The 14,959-nt window shown below is 55.6% G+C and carries 15 protein-coding genes; 2 read left to right on the top strand and 13 right to left on the bottom strand.

Annotated features, from left to right (window positions below; genetic code table 11):
• Positions 1–292: 292 nt before the first annotated feature.
• Positions 293–889 carry an NAD(P)H:quinone oxidoreductase gene (gene wrbA, locus OGX75_RS09390; RefSeq protein ID WP_047457630.1) on the top strand — a complete coding sequence of 199 codons (597 nt, stop codon included), beginning with the start codon at positions 293–295 and terminating at the stop codon, positions 887–889.
• Between the two features lie 20 nt (positions 890–909).
• Entirely contained in the window at positions 910–1,137 is a 228-nt protein-coding gene (locus OGX75_RS09385) for a YccJ family protein (RefSeq protein WP_047457633.1), read from the top strand.
• A gap of 36 nt (positions 1,138–1,173) precedes the next feature.
• On the opposite strand, the gene agp is transcribed toward OGX75_RS09385, so the two are convergent.
• From agp to OGX75_RS09320, 13 genes are all read right to left on the bottom strand, one after another.
• Positions 1,174–2,415 (bottom strand): bifunctional glucose-1-phosphatase/inositol phosphatase, encoded by a 1,242-nt coding sequence (gene agp, locus OGX75_RS09380; RefSeq protein WP_115609397.1) that lies wholly within the window; start codon positions 2,413–2,415, stop codon positions 1,174–1,176.
• 121 nt (positions 2,416–2,536) lie between these two features.
• Entirely contained in the window at positions 2,537–3,022 is a 486-nt protein-coding gene (locus tag OGX75_RS09375; protein ID WP_000874189.1) for a hypothetical protein, read from the bottom strand.
• A gap of 24 nt (positions 3,023–3,046) precedes the next feature.
• The gene (locus tag OGX75_RS09370) at positions 3,047–3,532 is read right to left on the bottom strand and encodes a TlpA family protein disulfide reductase (RefSeq protein ID WP_012132911.1); all 486 of its coding nucleotides are present in this window, start codon (positions 3,530–3,532) and stop codon (positions 3,047–3,049) included.
• On the bottom strand, positions 3,519–4,214 hold the full coding sequence (locus tag OGX75_RS09365; RefSeq protein ID WP_000117262.1) for an ABC transporter ATP-binding protein: 696 nt from the start codon (positions 4,212–4,214) through the stop codon (positions 3,519–3,521). The genes OGX75_RS09370 and OGX75_RS09365 overlap by 14 nt, the downstream gene beginning before the upstream one ends.
• A 4-nt stretch (positions 4,215–4,218) precedes the next feature.
• A complete protein-coding gene (locus OGX75_RS09360; RefSeq protein ID WP_000729219.1) occupies positions 4,219–5,349 on the bottom strand; it encodes an ABC transporter permease in 1,131 nt (376 codons plus the stop codon).
• Positions 5,339–6,622: an ABC transporter permease gene (locus OGX75_RS09355; RefSeq protein ID WP_110494356.1), complete on the bottom strand. Its 1,284-nt coding sequence runs from the start codon at positions 6,620–6,622 to the stop codon at positions 5,339–5,341. The genes OGX75_RS09360 and OGX75_RS09355 overlap by 11 nt, the downstream gene beginning before the upstream one ends.
• Positions 6,623–6,624: 2 nt before the next feature.
• Positions 6,625–8,004, bottom strand: a complete 1,380-nt coding sequence (locus tag OGX75_RS09350; protein ID WP_000119836.1) for a Fe-S-containing protein — start codon at positions 8,002–8,004, stop codon at positions 6,625–6,627.
• Between the two features lie 103 nt (positions 8,005–8,107).
• Positions 8,108–8,635, bottom strand: coding sequence for an iron transporter (locus OGX75_RS09345; RefSeq protein WP_012132914.1), 528 nt, complete (start codon positions 8,633–8,635; stop codon positions 8,108–8,110).
• Positions 8,636–8,675: 40 nt separating this feature from the next.
• Positions 8,676–10,562: an FTR1 family iron permease gene (locus tag OGX75_RS09340; protein ID WP_012132915.1), complete on the bottom strand. Its 1,887-nt coding sequence runs from the start codon at positions 10,560–10,562 to the stop codon at positions 8,676–8,678.
• Between the two features lie 349 nt (positions 10,563–10,911).
• A complete protein-coding gene (locus OGX75_RS09335; RefSeq protein WP_072271897.1) occupies positions 10,912–11,727 on the bottom strand; it encodes a Na(+)-translocating NADH-quinone reductase subunit C in 816 nt (271 codons plus the stop codon).
• Positions 11,728–11,909: 182 nt separating this feature from the next.
• Complete coding sequence (locus OGX75_RS09330; RefSeq protein WP_058668985.1) at positions 11,910–12,416, bottom strand: protein disulfide oxidoreductase; 507 nt, start codon at positions 12,414–12,416, stop codon at positions 11,910–11,912.
• Positions 12,406–13,029 (bottom strand): DsbA family protein, encoded by a 624-nt coding sequence (locus tag OGX75_RS09325; protein ID WP_060816116.1) that lies wholly within the window; start codon positions 13,027–13,029, stop codon positions 12,406–12,408. Before OGX75_RS09325 ends, OGX75_RS09330 begins: the two co-directional genes overlap by 11 nt.
• Positions 13,026–14,912 carry a cytochrome c biogenesis protein CcdA gene (locus tag OGX75_RS09320; RefSeq protein ID WP_286451623.1) on the bottom strand — a complete coding sequence of 629 codons (1,887 nt, stop codon included), beginning with the start codon at positions 14,910–14,912 and terminating at the stop codon, positions 13,026–13,028. Before OGX75_RS09320 ends, OGX75_RS09325 begins: the two co-directional genes overlap by 4 nt.
• Between the last annotated feature and the right edge of the window lie 47 nt (positions 14,913–14,959).

The following is a 14,959-nucleotide window of genomic DNA, read 5'->3' as shown; positions in this document are numbered from 1 at the left end:
CGCGGAACTAAGCTTAGCGAAGTTACCCCGGCTGACCAGTAAATCGTAATATTCTGCAACAGGTTCGTCAGGGGGACAGGAATAATCCCCCCAGGAAATCAATAAGCCTCTCTTATGGTTAAAGAAATCCTAACGGCGAAAAATGTATCATTTTGCAACAAAAACGATGCTGATAAATCTTGTTATAAATCAAAGAAATGGTTGTGATATTTGCACTCTCTCCAGGACGTCATATCTTTAAATAGAGGTAGCGAATCGCTACGGACACGGTTAACTCGAGGAGTAGTGCAAAATGGCAAAAATTCTGGTGCTTTATTATTCCATGTACGGACACATCGAAACTATGGCGCATGCGGTGGCGGAAGGGGCAAACAAAGTGGACGGCGCAGAAGTCATTATCAAACGCGTACCGGAAACGATGCAGCCTGAAATCTTCGCAAAGGCCGGAGGTAAAACACAAAACGCACCAGTCGCAACCCCGCAGGAACTGCCTGATTACGACGCCATCATTTTTGGTACGCCGACGCGCTTTGGCAATATGTCAGGCCAGATGCGCACCTTCCTGGACCAGACGGGCGGTTTGTGGGCATCCGGCGCGCTGTATGGAAAACTCGCCAGCGTATTCAGCTCGACAGGCACCGGCGGCGGTCAGGAACAAACCATTACCTCAACCTGGACCACGCTGGCTCACCACGGCATGGTGATTGTCCCTATCGGTTACGCCGCGCAGGAACTGTTTGACGTCTCGCAGGTTCGCGGCGGTACGCCATACGGCGCCACCACAATTGCCGGGGGCGATGGTTCACGCCAGCCAAGCCAGGAAGAACTTTCTATCGCTCGCTATCAGGGTGAATATGTTGCAGGTCTGGCAGTAAAACTCAACGGCTAATCTTCAACAGGAGGATTCGAATGCCAACTCAAGAAGCGAAGGCTCATCACGTCGGCGAATGGGCAAGTCTGCGTAATACATCACCAGAAATAGCCGAAGCCATTTTTGAAGTCGCGAAGTATGACGAGAAACTGGCTGAAAAAATTTGGGAGGAAGGCAGCGACGAAGTGTTGCTTAAAGCCTTTGAGAAGACGGATAAAGATTCGCTATTTTGGGGCGAACAAACCATCGAACGTAAAAATGTCTGACCTTTTCTCCCCCGCCTGCGCGGGGGAGAACCTCTGCTATTTTGCCGCGCTGTTCAACACGTTATCGAACTTATCAAGAGGACAGAAGCCGTTTGCGTCTATCGGGCATCCTGCCAGTTCCAGAGTGACGCGCTGCGCCGGTGATTTCAGCGTCAGGACGTCCGCGTTACGCAACTGCTGCGAGCTCTGATACACATATTCGATTTTCATCAGGTCGCGATTGCCTTTGCTGTCATGCCAGCGCTGGAACACAATCTTGCCGCCAATCGGGGTGCGTTCGTACTGATCGTGCAGCTGGTAGGGTTTGAAATCCAGCGCCGTCAGCAATGAAGCAATATTCGAGTCATGCCCCACCAGAACGGTAATTTTCGGCGCGCTGCTACGGTCAGTCACCAGCGCTTTATCAATATATTTGACCAGCGGTTTGGCGACGTTGCGCGCCACTTCACCCGAGGTAAACAGGCTGTCCTGATACCCGTTCTTCAGCTTTGACAGGACTTTCCACTGCTGATCGGATTTAATCTCGCCCCAGGCGACCTGGTCCATCGGGAAGCCTTCGTAGTATTGCAGCGTAAACGCATCCACCAGCGAGTTGCCGACTTTCAGCGGCCCCGAAACGCCAGGCTCCTCCTGATACTTCGCGCTAAAGGCGTCTTTGGCTTCGGTCAGCGAACACTGCTGTTTTTCTTTGCAGGACGGTGAATCTTTGTAGTCCGTCATCTGCGCCAGCAGTTGATAGCTGTCGTCAAGCTGCATCTGGCTGCGCTCTTTTTCCATCGCCTGCACCGCTTTCTGGCTAAACGCCGCAGAGTCATCGGTGATCACCGGATTAAACGTTGGGTCCATCGTGCCCATTTTTTCCTGATGATGTACCGGAATATCGCACCCAGGGAAAGCGCCGGTGATAAAGAATTGTGCCGTCGCGACGGTGCGTTGCAGACTGTTGGCATAGGTATATACCGTGTCCGGCGTCGGGCATTCGCCTGACGTGACCATCCCCTGCTCCGCCAGCCATTCTCGCATGTAGTGGCCCATATAAATTTCCAGCACACCGCCTTTCGTGGTGAGCTGCCCGCCGGGCACATCCCACTCCGGCCACTGATTCGGCGTGGACTGCTCCAGCACGCTGCCATTATTGGCCAACGGCGCGCGCAAGTTGTGTCGGCTCATCATCAACACTTGTTGCAGTTGATAACCTTCCGGCGTTGTCTGCGCTTGCGCGGCGGACGACAATAAAACAGCCCCTGCCACAGCGGCGGCGAGTATCAATTTTTTCATCCCTACAACCTCTTGTTGTTATCAATCCTCATAGAGTGTGACAGAAATATGACATTTTTCCGGGAACGGTTTCGCAAAACGGGAGATTCCAGAAGATAACCGACAGGTCAGCGTGTTCCGGTTATTCCGAGATAAAAACCTCATACTTAATATTGCGGGCGCAATAAAAAGTGCCGTCCGTCAGATACAGTTCACGAAATCGCGTGTTATCAGAGATGTTGTCCAGTAGGGAACGCTCCGTATCGACAAATTCTTTTTGCACGCGGTAATGAACGGCGTTTTCCGTTTCAAAAGAGACATATTCCGTGGTGGCGTAGGGCTTATTTTTTGATTTCACGTACACGATATATTGCACGGTACTGGCCGTCAGCCCCGTTTTCGCCGCGATCTCTTTGAGACTCAACGTCTCAGAGGCATAAAGCGCCTGAACCTGCGCTATGCGTCGGTGATTATACGCCGTCACCCGAAGGCTCAGTTTCAGCCGATAGGCCATATTCCGCACGGCGGTAATATTGGTGTGAAGCAGTTGCGCTATCTGCTCGGTTGTGAGGATGCCCGCGTTTTCCCGCAGAATCGCAAGGCTTTCGTCGTTCCAGATAAATGCCATTGGGTATCTCTCCGTACGCGTCGTTCATCGCGCCGCCAGGCGCGCAAACGTGGCCTCTAACTCAGGCGGCTTACGCATACCCTGGTGTAGCTCCAGAACGCGTCCTTCGGGGTCAATCAGTACGGAGGTCGGCGTGCCGATCACCTGATAACGTTCCTGGGTAATGTTGAGCTGATCGCGCACCACCGGATAGGTTATCTGATGCTTTGCCAGCAGATCGTTAATCCTGACCGTTTCAGGGTCGGTATTGACCGCCACAACCACCACTTTATCGCCCCATTTTTTGCTCAGCGCTTCCAGCGTGTCCATTTCCGCCAGACACCCCCCGCATCCCGCAGACCAAAAATTCAGGTACACCGCCTTTCCTTGCCAGCGTTCAAGGCCTGACTCCTGGCCTTGCAGATCAAACGCCGCCAGCGCCGGGGCCGGTGCCCCGACCGCCAGCTTTTCTTCTTTACACCCGCTTATCAGGATCGCCGCCGCGAGTAGCAGCACATTATGCCAGCGCATGTTGATTGGCCTCCTCACCCAGATATTTACCATGTTGCAGCCGCAGAATACGATCGGCAAACTGCCCAAGCGCAGGGTTGTGCGTCACCATCACAATCGTGCGCCCCTGACGATGCAGATCGGTGAGCAGATCCAGCACCCGCTGCTCATTCTCTTCATCCAGGTTGCCCGTCGGTTCATCCGCGAAAATAACCGGCGGTTCGTTGACCAGCGCCCGGGCGATACACACACGCTGCTGCTCACCACCGGAAAGCTGGCTCGGCAGGTGCGTCACACGATGCCCAAGCCCTACCTGTTCCAGCACCTTCCTCGCCGCCGCTTCATCCACCACGCTGTGGTAATGCTGGGCAAGCATGATGTTTTCCAGCGCAGTTAAGAACGGGATCAAATGGAACTGCTGAAATACCAGGCCGATTTTCTCGGCGCGAAAGCGACGGCGCCCCTCTTCATCCAGCGCGGCGGCATCGGTGCCGTCAAGAAACACCTGCCCTTCCGTCGCCGTATCAAGGCACGTCAGAATATTCATCAGCGTGGTTTTACCAGAACCAGAAGCGCCCATAATGGCGACAAATTCACCCTGCGCAATGCGCAGATTAATGTCATCCAGGGCGGTAACGTCACCGAACCGTTTGTATAAGTGGCGGGTTTCGATCGCCACCTGAGGGATATGCGTAACGGACATGGCGCTACTCTCCTTTCAGCACTTTAGCAGGCTCGACGCTTACCGCGCGTCGCACCGGAACAATCGCCGCCAGAATGGCGACCAGTAAAGACAACACCAGAGTAATGGGCAACACCGGCAGACGCAGCGAAATGGCGGCATTAAACACCGTTAATCCCAACAGTTGCGCCAGCAAATATCCCAGTACCCAGCCGCACGCCACCGCCGCCAGCGCGATGATGCTGGTTTCCAGCAGAATTTGCCGCACGATATCGCCGTTGCTGGAACCAAGCGCTTTTTGCAGCGCAAACTCGCGCGCCCGCTCGCCGACAATCGCCATCAGCGTGGTATTCACGCACAGCGAAGAGAGCGCCAGAATCACGATCGAGACCAGTCCCATCAGACCTTTAATTTTATCCAGCACCTGCCCTTCGGAAGCAGAGACCTTACGCACCGGACGAATCTCCAGGTCAGGATACTGCGCCTGCAACCGGCTGGCGTAGTTCTCCACCTGGCCGACATCGTTACTGACGCTCAGCAAGCCGTGGCTGATTTTGCCCGGCTGATGCAGCCAGGCCTGCGCCACGTCGAGGCTGACGATCAGCATGTTGTCCGTCGCATCGCCAGACTCCACAATGCCTTTAATCTGCAAATTCTTACGCTGATTGTGATCCACCAGCGTGATGCTGTCGCCCGGCTGCACGTTGAGGCGTTCCGCCAGTTTGACGCCGATCATCGCGTTACGGTCGTCAAAACTGACGCCAATCCAGCTACCGGTGACCTGCCAGTACGGCACCAGTTTTTGCAGCGACTCGAACCACACGCCAACCATCACCACTTTTTCCAGCTCGGTACGCGCCATGCCGTACAACCACGGACTGGCGCCATGCACCAGTCCCTGCGGCGCCTGATCGAGAATGCTCTGCAACTCCTGCTGCGGCATACTGGAACCGTGCCCCGGCCCAATGTAAAAATTCGCGCCGAAGGTGCGCAGTTCTTCGCTCATTTTGGTGTTAATGTCGAACCAGACGGCAGAAAGCGCCGTCACGATGGTCGCCCCCACCATCAGCGCGGCAAACACCACGCTGACCCGCTGAAAACGCAGACGCAGCGCCCGCCACACCAGCAGCCAGAGCATGGTACGTTTAGCGGCCATACAGCACCTCCACAGGATACAGTCGGGCGATCCGCCGGGCCGGGAACCAGGTGCCGATCAACGCAATCAATACCGCAATCACCAGTACGCACGGCACCACAATCCAGGCAAAATTAAGCGGCGCGTCGAAGAGCATGACGCCAATCGCTTTCGCCAGCCCCCACCCGGCAATACATCCCAGCGCGCCGCCCGCCAGCCCGCTGGACGCCGCTTCCAGGTAGAACAGCAGCATGATTTGCCACTGTCGCGCACCCAGCGCCTTCATCAAACCGATCTCTTTGGCGCGCTCCATAATGGTGCTGGTCATCAGCGAGGCGATCCCCATTGCGGAAGCCGCCAGCGCCGCGACGGTAACGACCGCCATCAGCAGCTGAATTTTATCGATCACCACCCCTTCGGACGCCGCGACCTGCCATACCGGGCGCACTTCCGCGCCGGAAATCGCTTCTTCCAGCTGATGCGCGATCGACGACACATAGGCCGTGCAATACCAGAGGTCGTACTCTTCGGCATTGAGCGCGTCCAGGTTTTCCCGCGCGCGGCGGGACAGTTCGTTTTCCGGCACCGTCAGCGCCGAGACGCGAATCGCCTGCACTTTTCCGGGGAGCCCCAGCAGGTGCTGTACCGTGCTTAGCGGCATCACCAGTTGGTTATCTTCATCGCCGCCGCTGGAGAGGATACCGCTGACGGTGACCTGCGCCGCTTCGCCTTCGGTACGTAATGTCAGCTTATCACCAGGTTTCCAGCCCATTTGCCGCGCCAGCGCGTGCCCGACTAAGGTCTGCGGCTCTGCGCCTGCCGGTTCCTGCGGCCAGTCGCCGGTCACCTGCCAGTAAGGGCTGACCGTTTTCTGCCCCGTCTCATATCCCTCTTCATCAGGAATATCCACTGGCTGACTGAAGAAGGTGCCCAGAATCCGCACCGGTTCTCCCTCCACGCTGGCTTCGCCGCCGAGCATCGGCGCAAACCCGACAATGTTGTTTCGCCAGAAGATATCTTTGATGTTCGGCAGTTCGGCTTCATCAAGAAAATCCTGACCGGAAAGCGGATTACTGCTCTCACTAAACAGCGCGGGCAGCGCAGCCTGTCCGGCGGGTTCTATCAAAATGTTCGCGCCATAAGACTTCAGCTCTCTGGACATTTTATCGCCGATATCAATGGACACCGCCAGCAGCGCCGAGATCAGGCTGGAGGCCAGAAAAACGGTGATTATCGCCAGCACTTTGCGGCGTAAATTGCGCCCCCAGGATTGTCGTAACATCCGCCACAGCATGATTATTCCTCCCTCATGTCGGCAGGAACAAACTGCTCCGGCGTTTCACGGAAGCGTTCATAGTTAGCCTCTGACGAGAAGAACCAGGTCTTGCCGCCATAGCTGTATTTGTAATCGGCTGAGGTATTGGTCAACGTTGAACCATCGACCGGATCGGTCACTTTAATAGTCATGACCGTCGAGAAGTAGTTCACCCCTGTCGCCAGTTCTTTACCGGGGATCACCAGCTCTTTTTCATCATTGTGCCAGTTTTCAATCGGCACCGGGTTACAGCCACCGGCCTTGCCGATAGACGGAATAAAAATATGCACTCCGCAGGCGACGCAGATAACCTGATTGCCCTCCATGACATAACCCTGATCGCCGCACAGCAGGCAGGCGTCGAACACCACGCCAAAACGCAGCTTGTCGGGATAGCGGTTAATCACGAAGAAGCGCACCGCTTTGCCATCGTCCGCCACCCAAACGAAACGATGCAGTTTACCGTCACGAAGCTGTTCGACCGGCAGGCGCACCATGCCATCGCTCCCCAGCGTTACGGGCACGGCTTCAGAGAGTTGCGGCGGCTGCGAGGCCACTTTATCCCACCACAGCTGGCCTGCGATAACGACCACCGCGCAACCGATTGTGACCAGCCACAGCCGCAAAGCGTTGCGACGCTGCGCCAGCGCCAGACGGTGAGCGATCGGTTCTTCGGTTTCCCGCGTCTGTCGAAAAGCCCGCAACAGCGCCGGAAGCCAGCACAGCGCCAGGGCCAGCAGCAGCGCGGCTCCCGCCCAGTTATACAGCGCCGTGTTATTTGTGACTTTCGCCACGAAGCTCAGCAGTGATTTTCCCAGCGGAACAACCTGTAATTTCATCAGCAACAACAGCAGGTTGCCGCTCAGCGGCAGCCAGATCATCACCAGCAGAATCAGCGTTAACGGCCAGTACAGGCCGCGAATACGCCGCAGCAGCATCGCGCAGAGTACGCCCGCCAGACAGAGGATCGCAAAAGCGAGAACGACGGCCGTCAGGTTTAACAGCAGGTCAGTATTCAGCACATGCGTACTGGTCAGCCCGCCCAGATTAGGGTCCAGCGCCCAATGGCGGGCAGCGCCGAAAATCAGAATCCCCTGCCACAGATAGCGGATACGCGTTGAAGCCCACCAGAAACTGAGGACAAACAGCAGCGATACCATGACCTCCGCCCCAACCAGCAGCAGTTGTACCGGTTGGCTGCCGTGAATAAACAGTCCCGCCAGCACGCCGGCAATCAGCCCGGTCAGCAGCGTCCAGGTCAGCGGACGTAAAGAGGGAGGATCGTTTCGACTCCAGAGAACACCGGAAAGAAGCGCAATGCAGAAAAAGACCTGTAGCGTCGTGACGAAAAAGTAACTCATAACTTCGACTCTGTACGGCGGGTTGAATTAAGCGACGGGCATATGATCGGTCTGACCAACGCGCCAGAAGGGGGAATCCTCCTGGCGCGTTGGTTAGTCGGTTTTAGTTCAGACCGACATATTTAAACTCGTAGCTCACATCAAACGGTTTCCACCAGCGGCCTACGCCTGTTTCGCTGTCAGTATGGCGATGCATCCCGGCTTTTGACGGCGGTTCAATGTGGTAGGTCACTTTATAGTTGCCCACGCCCATCATTTTGATGTTCGCGCCATAGTGCGGGCCATCGCTGGCAACCATCGGCATGAAGGTGCCTTCCTGTTTTTCGCCCGTGTCGTTGTTGACCAGGGTGTAGCTGATGGTCAGGTACGGGATCCATTCCCCTGCGCCAAAGCCGTTTTTATTGCCTTCTACAGCGTGGATATCCGCTTCAAGGTGAACATCGGCTTTTGCTGCCGGTAAGCCCATGCCGCGCGGTTCCATATCAATCGGTTGCAGGTAAACGGCCGCCAGCTCCATTTCATTCATGGTGACAGGCTCGCCTGCCGGGTACTCTTTAAAAGCAAACGCGGCTGGCGCAGTGAAAATGCTGGCCATCACTGCGCTGGCAATCAGGGTTTTCTTCATGGTCATCAAACGTATCCTCTCGTCTAAAACAACGGCTATACAACGATTATGGGTTATTTTTTATCGTCTCCCCGGGAACCGCGCTTTTGCGCCGCATCACCCACAGCGCCACCAGCGCCGCGAGCAGCAATACGACCTGCGGTAACAACGTTTCCACGTAGGGATAAATCCCCAGCCAGCTGATTTCAGGGAAGCCGTTAATCAACGTAGGCTGGAACAGTTTGCCTTCCACCAGTTCCAGAACGCCTTTGCCCGCAAAGACGAAGGCCATCAGATACATGAAACTGCCGGTAAACATAAAGAAGGGTTTCAGCGGCAGGCGCACCACTGAGTAACGCATCACCAGCCAGGCGAGCAGCAGCACCACGCAGCCAATCACAAAACCGGCGCCAATCGCCATATGGCCGGATACCGTGTTTGCATCGCCAATCAGAGCGTAATAGAACAGCACCGTTTCCGCCCCTTCGCGGTACACCGCCAGGAAGCTGGTCAGCCATAGTCCGACCAGGGAGCCTCGCGACAGGGAATGAGACAGTTTGCCTTCCAGCCAGGCTTTCCAGTGGCGCGCTTCCACTTTGGACAGCAGCCAGTAACTCATAAAGAACAGCATCACGACGGCAATCAGCATCGTTATGCCTTCCAGCAGTTCACGGCTGGCGCCGGAGTTAGTAAACAGCATCTGGAAGATAGCGGCGGTGATGACGCTGGCGATCAGCGCCACAATTACCGACTGACGAATAAGCGGCAGCTTATCCTGATGGTTGTTTTTCACCATGTAGGCCACGATTGCCGCCACAATCAGCAGCGCTTCCAGCCCCTCGCGCACGATGATCATCAGACTATAGAGCAGCAGACTCCACTGGGTTTCTTCGCCTTCGCCCAGCATCGTCACGGCTTTTTGCAGATCCTGCGCCAGCGCGCTGGCCTCCGCATTCAGGCGCTCAACCGGCTGACCGGCCTTCATCAGACTGACCAGGCGGGTAAAATACGCCTCCAGCGTGGTTTTAAATGCCGAATCGCGAGAGCCGATTTTGTTTTCCATGCCGCTGGCTTCGAAGCGGTCGAAGTAGGTATCCTGGATATCCAGAATCGCATTCTTCGCATCGCCGCCCTGATAGCGCGCTATCGCGTCCTGAATGCTTTGGTTAATGCCCGTCGTCACCTCAGCCCAGTCGGTGCGGTTATTTCCCTCGTCCGCCGCCGGAATGTTGTCTGCGCTTTGCGCTGCGGCAACCTGCTGATCGTCACGGGTGGTTGGCAAGCCGGGTAAGATATCCTCGATATCCTGTAGCAGCGTAGTGACCTGATAAGAGACATCGTTGAGATGGTCAGGTTGCGCGGTCAGCGCAATCAGGGATGAGAATTGTTGGTTAATGGCGGCGGCATCTTTTGCAGAACGGTTTTGTCTGAGGGACATCTCCATCTCAGAGTTTTTAAAGCCCTGATAGTGCGCCTGTTGAACGTGCTGACTGGCAACGCTGTAATTCCCGGCCTGATATTCAGTGACCGCCTGCGCCAGCAGATCGTCGATCGTCCTGAAACTCTCCTGCCAGTGAACGGCAATGTCGTCTCTGGACAGCGCGTTGTGCTGCTCTTCGGCCACCAGACGATGTCCGCCATCCAGCACCGGTTCCACTTCGCGCAGTGCGGCTTTCAGCCAGTCAATGCGCGCCTGAACGTCAGCGAGCGGTTTTTTCTCGCCAATCATTCGACGGATCTCGCCGAATGCGCTCTCCATCTCGTAACTTTTGCGCGCGGAAATGTTGATGCGGATCGGCCCTTCCAGGTTCTCGAATACCTCGAAATAGGCCATTTGTACCGTGCGGCGCGCCTCGTCGGTATGCTGTTGCTGATAAAGTTCCGCTGTTTTATCAAGACGTTGTTCGATATCTTCAATCAAAGGCGCATAATTCGTCGACGCCCAGACACTCATGCTTATAAACAAGCCAAAGAGAGTAACCAACAAAGAGTTACGGAAGTTACGCACGTGCACACCGCCAAAGAATACAAATGATAATTATTATCATTATATCTTTTTGTCGCGTTGTACATGACCTGGATCATAAAAATGTCAGCAGACGACAAGTTATGTAAACTTATTTCATCAAATCGTGATGAACACACACATTATGCATTGATAAAAGGGACGTTATCTCCCTGTTTTTCTCATGGAATTAACGGCAAGGCAGGCGCGGTAACAGAGGAATAAATTCCCCTGCCGACAGTGATGTTATTCATTGTCGGCAGGCAGAAATAAAACGCGTTATTGCGTACAGCAATATTCAAAGATTAAGGTTATTTCGATCGCTGGCAAGACGCTGTAAGAATTGACCATATCCCTGCGGCCCCATCCAGTAGTTAATACTTTTCTCAACGCCGGTTGATGTCAACGTCGCACCGGAAATACCGTCAACGGTATATTCATCGGCATGTTCAGGTTTATCCTGTACTATTTTCAATGCAGGATGTCCGCTGTTATCTAATAATCGTTTCCCTGGCCACTGTTTGCGCCAGTTGGCGTCTTCCACCCTAGCCCCCAGAAACGGCGTTTCCCGTTGCTGATAATAATACAGATTTCTCACCGTACGACCGTCCAGCCCCAGAGCAAGAAACGCATGCATCATGGATTTCGCGCCTTTACCGGTAACCGGAATGATAACCTGCTGAATTTCATTATTTTTATCTTTCACAAAGAACACATCCGCCACCGTACAGCGCTGACGAACCTGCGCTGGGTCGCGTTCAGGGGCGAGTTTTTCACATTTCTGGCGCGCGGCGTCCGCGCTGCTTTCAGCCACCAGTTCGCCGGAATCTAAATTGACATGGCGTTGAATAATATAACGATGATAGAGCGTTTCGACTGATTTTTTATCCTGGGTCTCTGATTTCATCAGGCCCGCAGCGTGTAAAATCGCCGCCTGTTTTTCCTCCCCTGTCGGCTCCGTCATTTCTCCCTGGAACAGCATAAACCATGCTGCCGCCGCAACAAAAATAAGGACACAAAGCACCATCATTGATGCAACAATAATTTTACCCTTGCGCATTGAATTGTTATCCCTGTCAAAATGGAAATCGAAAAAATCGCCTGAACGTATCACAGACTTTCATTCAATTAAAACAGATATGCCATTATCAATTCAGGTTTGCAACGTCAGGCAGCGGTAAAAAATAATAACTGGCGTCAGTAAAAAAGCAGTAAAAATAACAAAAAACACGCTCTCCGCTCGTTTTACACATCCTGACAATGGGTTAAAAAATGCCGGGTTTCCCCGGCACGCTATCAAAACATGGCTGCCCGCCACAGACGTAACTTCATGCCCCAGTAGCTGGTCCAGCCGCTGGTCGTGGTTACCACCTGCCCCTTCGACACCACCACCAGCGTTGGCGTGACGCTGATTTCCCAGTTTCGTGATATCTCACCGCCGCTATCATTCACGACGGGGAACGTCACCCCTTTACGCGATAACCAGCGGGAAACCTCCCCGTCATTACCGGAACGCAGCGCGATGGTCATGACGCTCTCCCCTTCCGACTGCAAACGGGCGACATCCGGCGTGGTGAAACGGCAGATACCGCACCAGCTCGCCCAGAAGTAGAGCAGCACCGGGCGCTCTTCACTGATCGACGCCAGCGTTACGGTCTCCCCGTCCAGCGTATGCAGCGGCGTGCTGTCAAACATGGCCGGCATCTGCGGAGAACGCCAGACATCCAGCAGGATTATCACGCCAGCCAGCAGAACCAGTAAGATCGCGCCTTCACGCAGCCAGCGGCGCAGTTTACTGAGCATGGGCCACCGCCAGTTTTTCTTTCACCACCGCCTCAAGGGTCTCCCACGATACCGCGCCGGAGATCATCTCGTCGCCAATGATGGTTGCCGGCGTCCCCTGAACGCCAACCAGCCGGGCGAGTTGCAGATTGGTGCTCAACGTCTCCATGCTTTTCTCATCCAGCGTAACCGGCGTGGCGGCGGACTTTTCCTGCGCCTGTTTAATACTGGCGGCGGTGTGGTAGCCCTTTTTCTGCATCAGTTTCTCATGTAGCGCTAAAAACTGCTGCGGGTGCTCACGCCAGGTGGTTAACGCGGTACGCGCCGACAGTACCGAGCTTTCGCCCTTAAACGGCAGCGGCTTAATCACTACCGCGACCTGCGGATACTTTTGCACGATCTTCTCCAGCAACGGATCGAGCTGCTTGCAGTACGGGCAGTTGTAGTCCGTAAAATTGACGAGCGTCAGCGTCGCCTTCTCCGCGCCTATCCGTGGGCTGGCAGGATCGTTAAACAGCGCTTCCTGGATCAGCGCTTCAATTTGCTTTTCCTGCTCCGGCGTAAACGGCGCGGGTTCTTTCGCCGCGCTCAGACCGGTAAACAGCGCTAACAGCATGATCATCAGATATTTCATGGCGTAACTCCTTTCGCATCGCGCAACGTTTGCAGCACCGCATCGCGCGTCAGCAGCGTGGGCAATGACTGACCCTGCGGTAAACCGGGGCCATAAATCTGGTTAAACGGCACAGCCACCTGACCGCGTTTTTTCAAAAAGTCGGTGATGTCATCCGCAGGCAGCGTCCAGTCACCGCGCAATGCGACAACATCCGGCTGTTGCAGCGCATCCTGTATCTCTTCTCGCTGTAACACGTTGTACTTATTGACCTTGCAGGTAATGCACCACTCAGCGGTAACGTCAATGAATACGCGTTTGTGCTGCGCAAGCGCGTCCTGGATCGCCTGTTCGCTCAACGGCTGCCAGACGACGCGCTCTTTCGCCGGGCTGCTTGTCGCGTATCCCAGATGCGGCAGCAGGAGCGTCGCCAGCCAGATTGCCGAACCGAGCATCATAACGCCCAGTACGCGCCGCAATCCGTTCATCCAGCGTCCGGGACGCGGCAGGCGCAGCGCCAGACCAGGGCGTAGCGCGACAAACAGCCACGGCAGGCTCATCCCCACCCCGAGCGCCAGAAACAGCCCCCATAACACCGGGAAGGAGGCCGTCAACGCCACCGCAACGGCCGTCCCGAGAAACGGCGCGCTGCACGGCGTCGCCAGCAGCGTGGCAAACGCGCCCTGCCAGAAATGACCGGCCATCCCGTTGCCGCCGTGGGTGGCAAGTCGGGTCGTCATCGCGGAAGGCAGACGGAATTCAAACAGCCCGAACAGGCTGGCGCTGAAGATCAACATCACCAGCACCATAAACCCGATAAACCACGGGCTCTGGAACTGAATGCCCCACCCAAGCGCCTGATGGGTCAGCCGCAGAACGGTCATTAGCATCGCCAGCGCCATAAAAGAGGCAATAATCCCGGCAACCGACGCCAGAAACTGCCGCCGTATCCGCTGACGACTTTTCTCTTCGACGAGCAGAATCGAGCCGAGCTTCATCCCCAGTACGGGCAGCACGCAGGGCATCAGGTTGAGAATCAACCCACCCGCCAGCGCCATCAACATCACCTGCCAGAGCGGCAGTTCGGCGCTATCGGCCATTTTTGCCGTCGTACTGCCGATCGCCAGGGTACTTTCCTGAGCCACGCCGTCATTCGCCAGTACCAGCGTGACCGTTTGACCACGCAAATCGGGCGCCCCTTCTCCCCAGCCGTCGCTGACAGGAACCATCGCCAGCAGTTTTTCGCCCTCAACACGCAGTTGCGGCTTGCCAAAATCAGCGTTATCAACGGCGTCGAGAAACAATGCTGGCGATGACCAGCCTCCGGCACGCGTGGCTTCAACCACCAGCTTACCAGGACGAGCGCCCACGCTGAGCGTCTGCGTCAGCCCCCGGGAGAGCGGGATCTGCCCCATCGCCTGGGCATAGTCATGCGCGAACGCCGGGTCATGCGCCGAAGGTTTGAGGGTAAAGGGGTAATCGGTCAACAGGCAGACATTGCTGCAAGTGGACAAGGTCAGCACACCGCTGAGCATCGCGGGTGACGGACCGCGAACCGTCATCGGGAAGGTCACGCGGTGGTGATAACCCTGGGTGGTCATACCGGCGACGTCAAAGCGCGACGGCGTCGGCCAGAACCAGTCAACCGCAGGCATATTTTCTTTCCAGGCAATGGCGGGCGCCACGCCCCCTTCCCCCGGCGAACGCCAGTAGGTTTTCCAGCCGTCCTCCAGTTTTACATCCAACAGTAGCCGGGTTTCGCCTTCCGGGGACGTGTCCGCGCACAGGCGGACGCTGGCATGGTCGTTATCCGGCGAGCGCAGCCAGCCGCTTTCTGCCGCCCACGAGACGGGCAGCCATAGCAATAACAGACAGCACAAAGTCTGCCTGAAAACAGTGATCATATTTTTTCTCCGTGAACAGGTAATTAACAGTCAGCAACGGCCAGACT

The organism is Citrobacter sp. CK199 (genome assembly GCF_030333285.1).
GTDB classification, from domain to species: domain Bacteria; phylum Pseudomonadota; class Gammaproteobacteria; order Enterobacterales; family Enterobacteriaceae; genus Citrobacter_B; species Citrobacter_B koseri.
This window is presented reverse-complemented; position numbering and strand designations above follow the sequence as displayed.

What these genes read in the sequence shown, in the direction of transcription:
- OGX75_RS09325 (WP_060816116.1), bottom strand. Translation starts at nt 13,029, where the DNA reads ATGAAATATCTGATGATCATGCTGTTAGCGCTGTTTACCGGTCTGAGC.
- OGX75_RS09365 (WP_000117262.1), bottom strand. Translation starts at nt 4,214, where the DNA reads ATGTCCGTTACGCATATCCCTCAGGTGGCGATCGAAACCCGCCACTTA.
- OGX75_RS09320 (WP_286451623.1), bottom strand. Translation starts at nt 14,912, where the DNA reads ATGATCACTGTTTTCAGGCAGACTTTGTGCTGTCTGTTATTGCTATGG.
- OGX75_RS09375 (WP_000874189.1), bottom strand. Translation starts at nt 3,022, where the DNA reads ATGGCATTTATCTGGAACGACGAAAGCCTTGCGATTCTGCGGGAAAAC.
- OGX75_RS09370 (WP_012132911.1), bottom strand. Translation starts at nt 3,532, where the DNA reads ATGCGCTGGCATAATGTGCTGCTACTCGCGGCGGCGATCCTGATAAGC.
- OGX75_RS09360 (WP_000729219.1), bottom strand. Translation starts at nt 5,349, where the DNA reads ATGGCCGCTAAACGTACCATGCTCTGGCTGCTGGTGTGGCGGGCGCTG.
- OGX75_RS09330 (WP_058668985.1), bottom strand. Translation starts at nt 12,416, where the DNA reads ATGCTCAGTAAACTGCGCCGCTGGCTGCGTGAAGGCGCGATCTTACTG.
- wrbA (WP_047457630.1), top strand. Translation starts at nt 293, where the DNA reads ATGGCAAAAATTCTGGTGCTTTATTATTCCATGTACGGACACATCGAA.
- OGX75_RS09345 (WP_012132914.1), bottom strand. Translation starts at nt 8,635, where the DNA reads ATGACCATGAAGAAAACCCTGATTGCCAGCGCAGTGATGGCCAGCATT.
- OGX75_RS09340 (WP_012132915.1), bottom strand. Translation starts at nt 10,562, where the DNA reads ATGAGTGTCTGGGCGTCGACGAATTATGCGCCTTTGATTGAAGATATC.
- OGX75_RS09355 (WP_110494356.1), bottom strand. Translation starts at nt 6,622, where the DNA reads ATGCTGTGGCGGATGTTACGACAATCCTGGGGGCGCAATTTACGCCGC.
- agp (WP_115609397.1), bottom strand. Translation starts at nt 2,415, where the DNA reads ATGAAAAAATTGATACTCGCCGCCGCTGTGGCAGGGGCTGTTTTATTG.
- OGX75_RS09385 (WP_047457633.1), top strand. Translation starts at nt 910, where the DNA reads ATGCCAACTCAAGAAGCGAAGGCTCATCACGTCGGCGAATGGGCAAGT.
- OGX75_RS09350 (WP_000119836.1), bottom strand. Translation starts at nt 8,004, where the DNA reads ATGAGTTACTTTTTCGTCACGACGCTACAGGTCTTTTTCTGCATTGCG.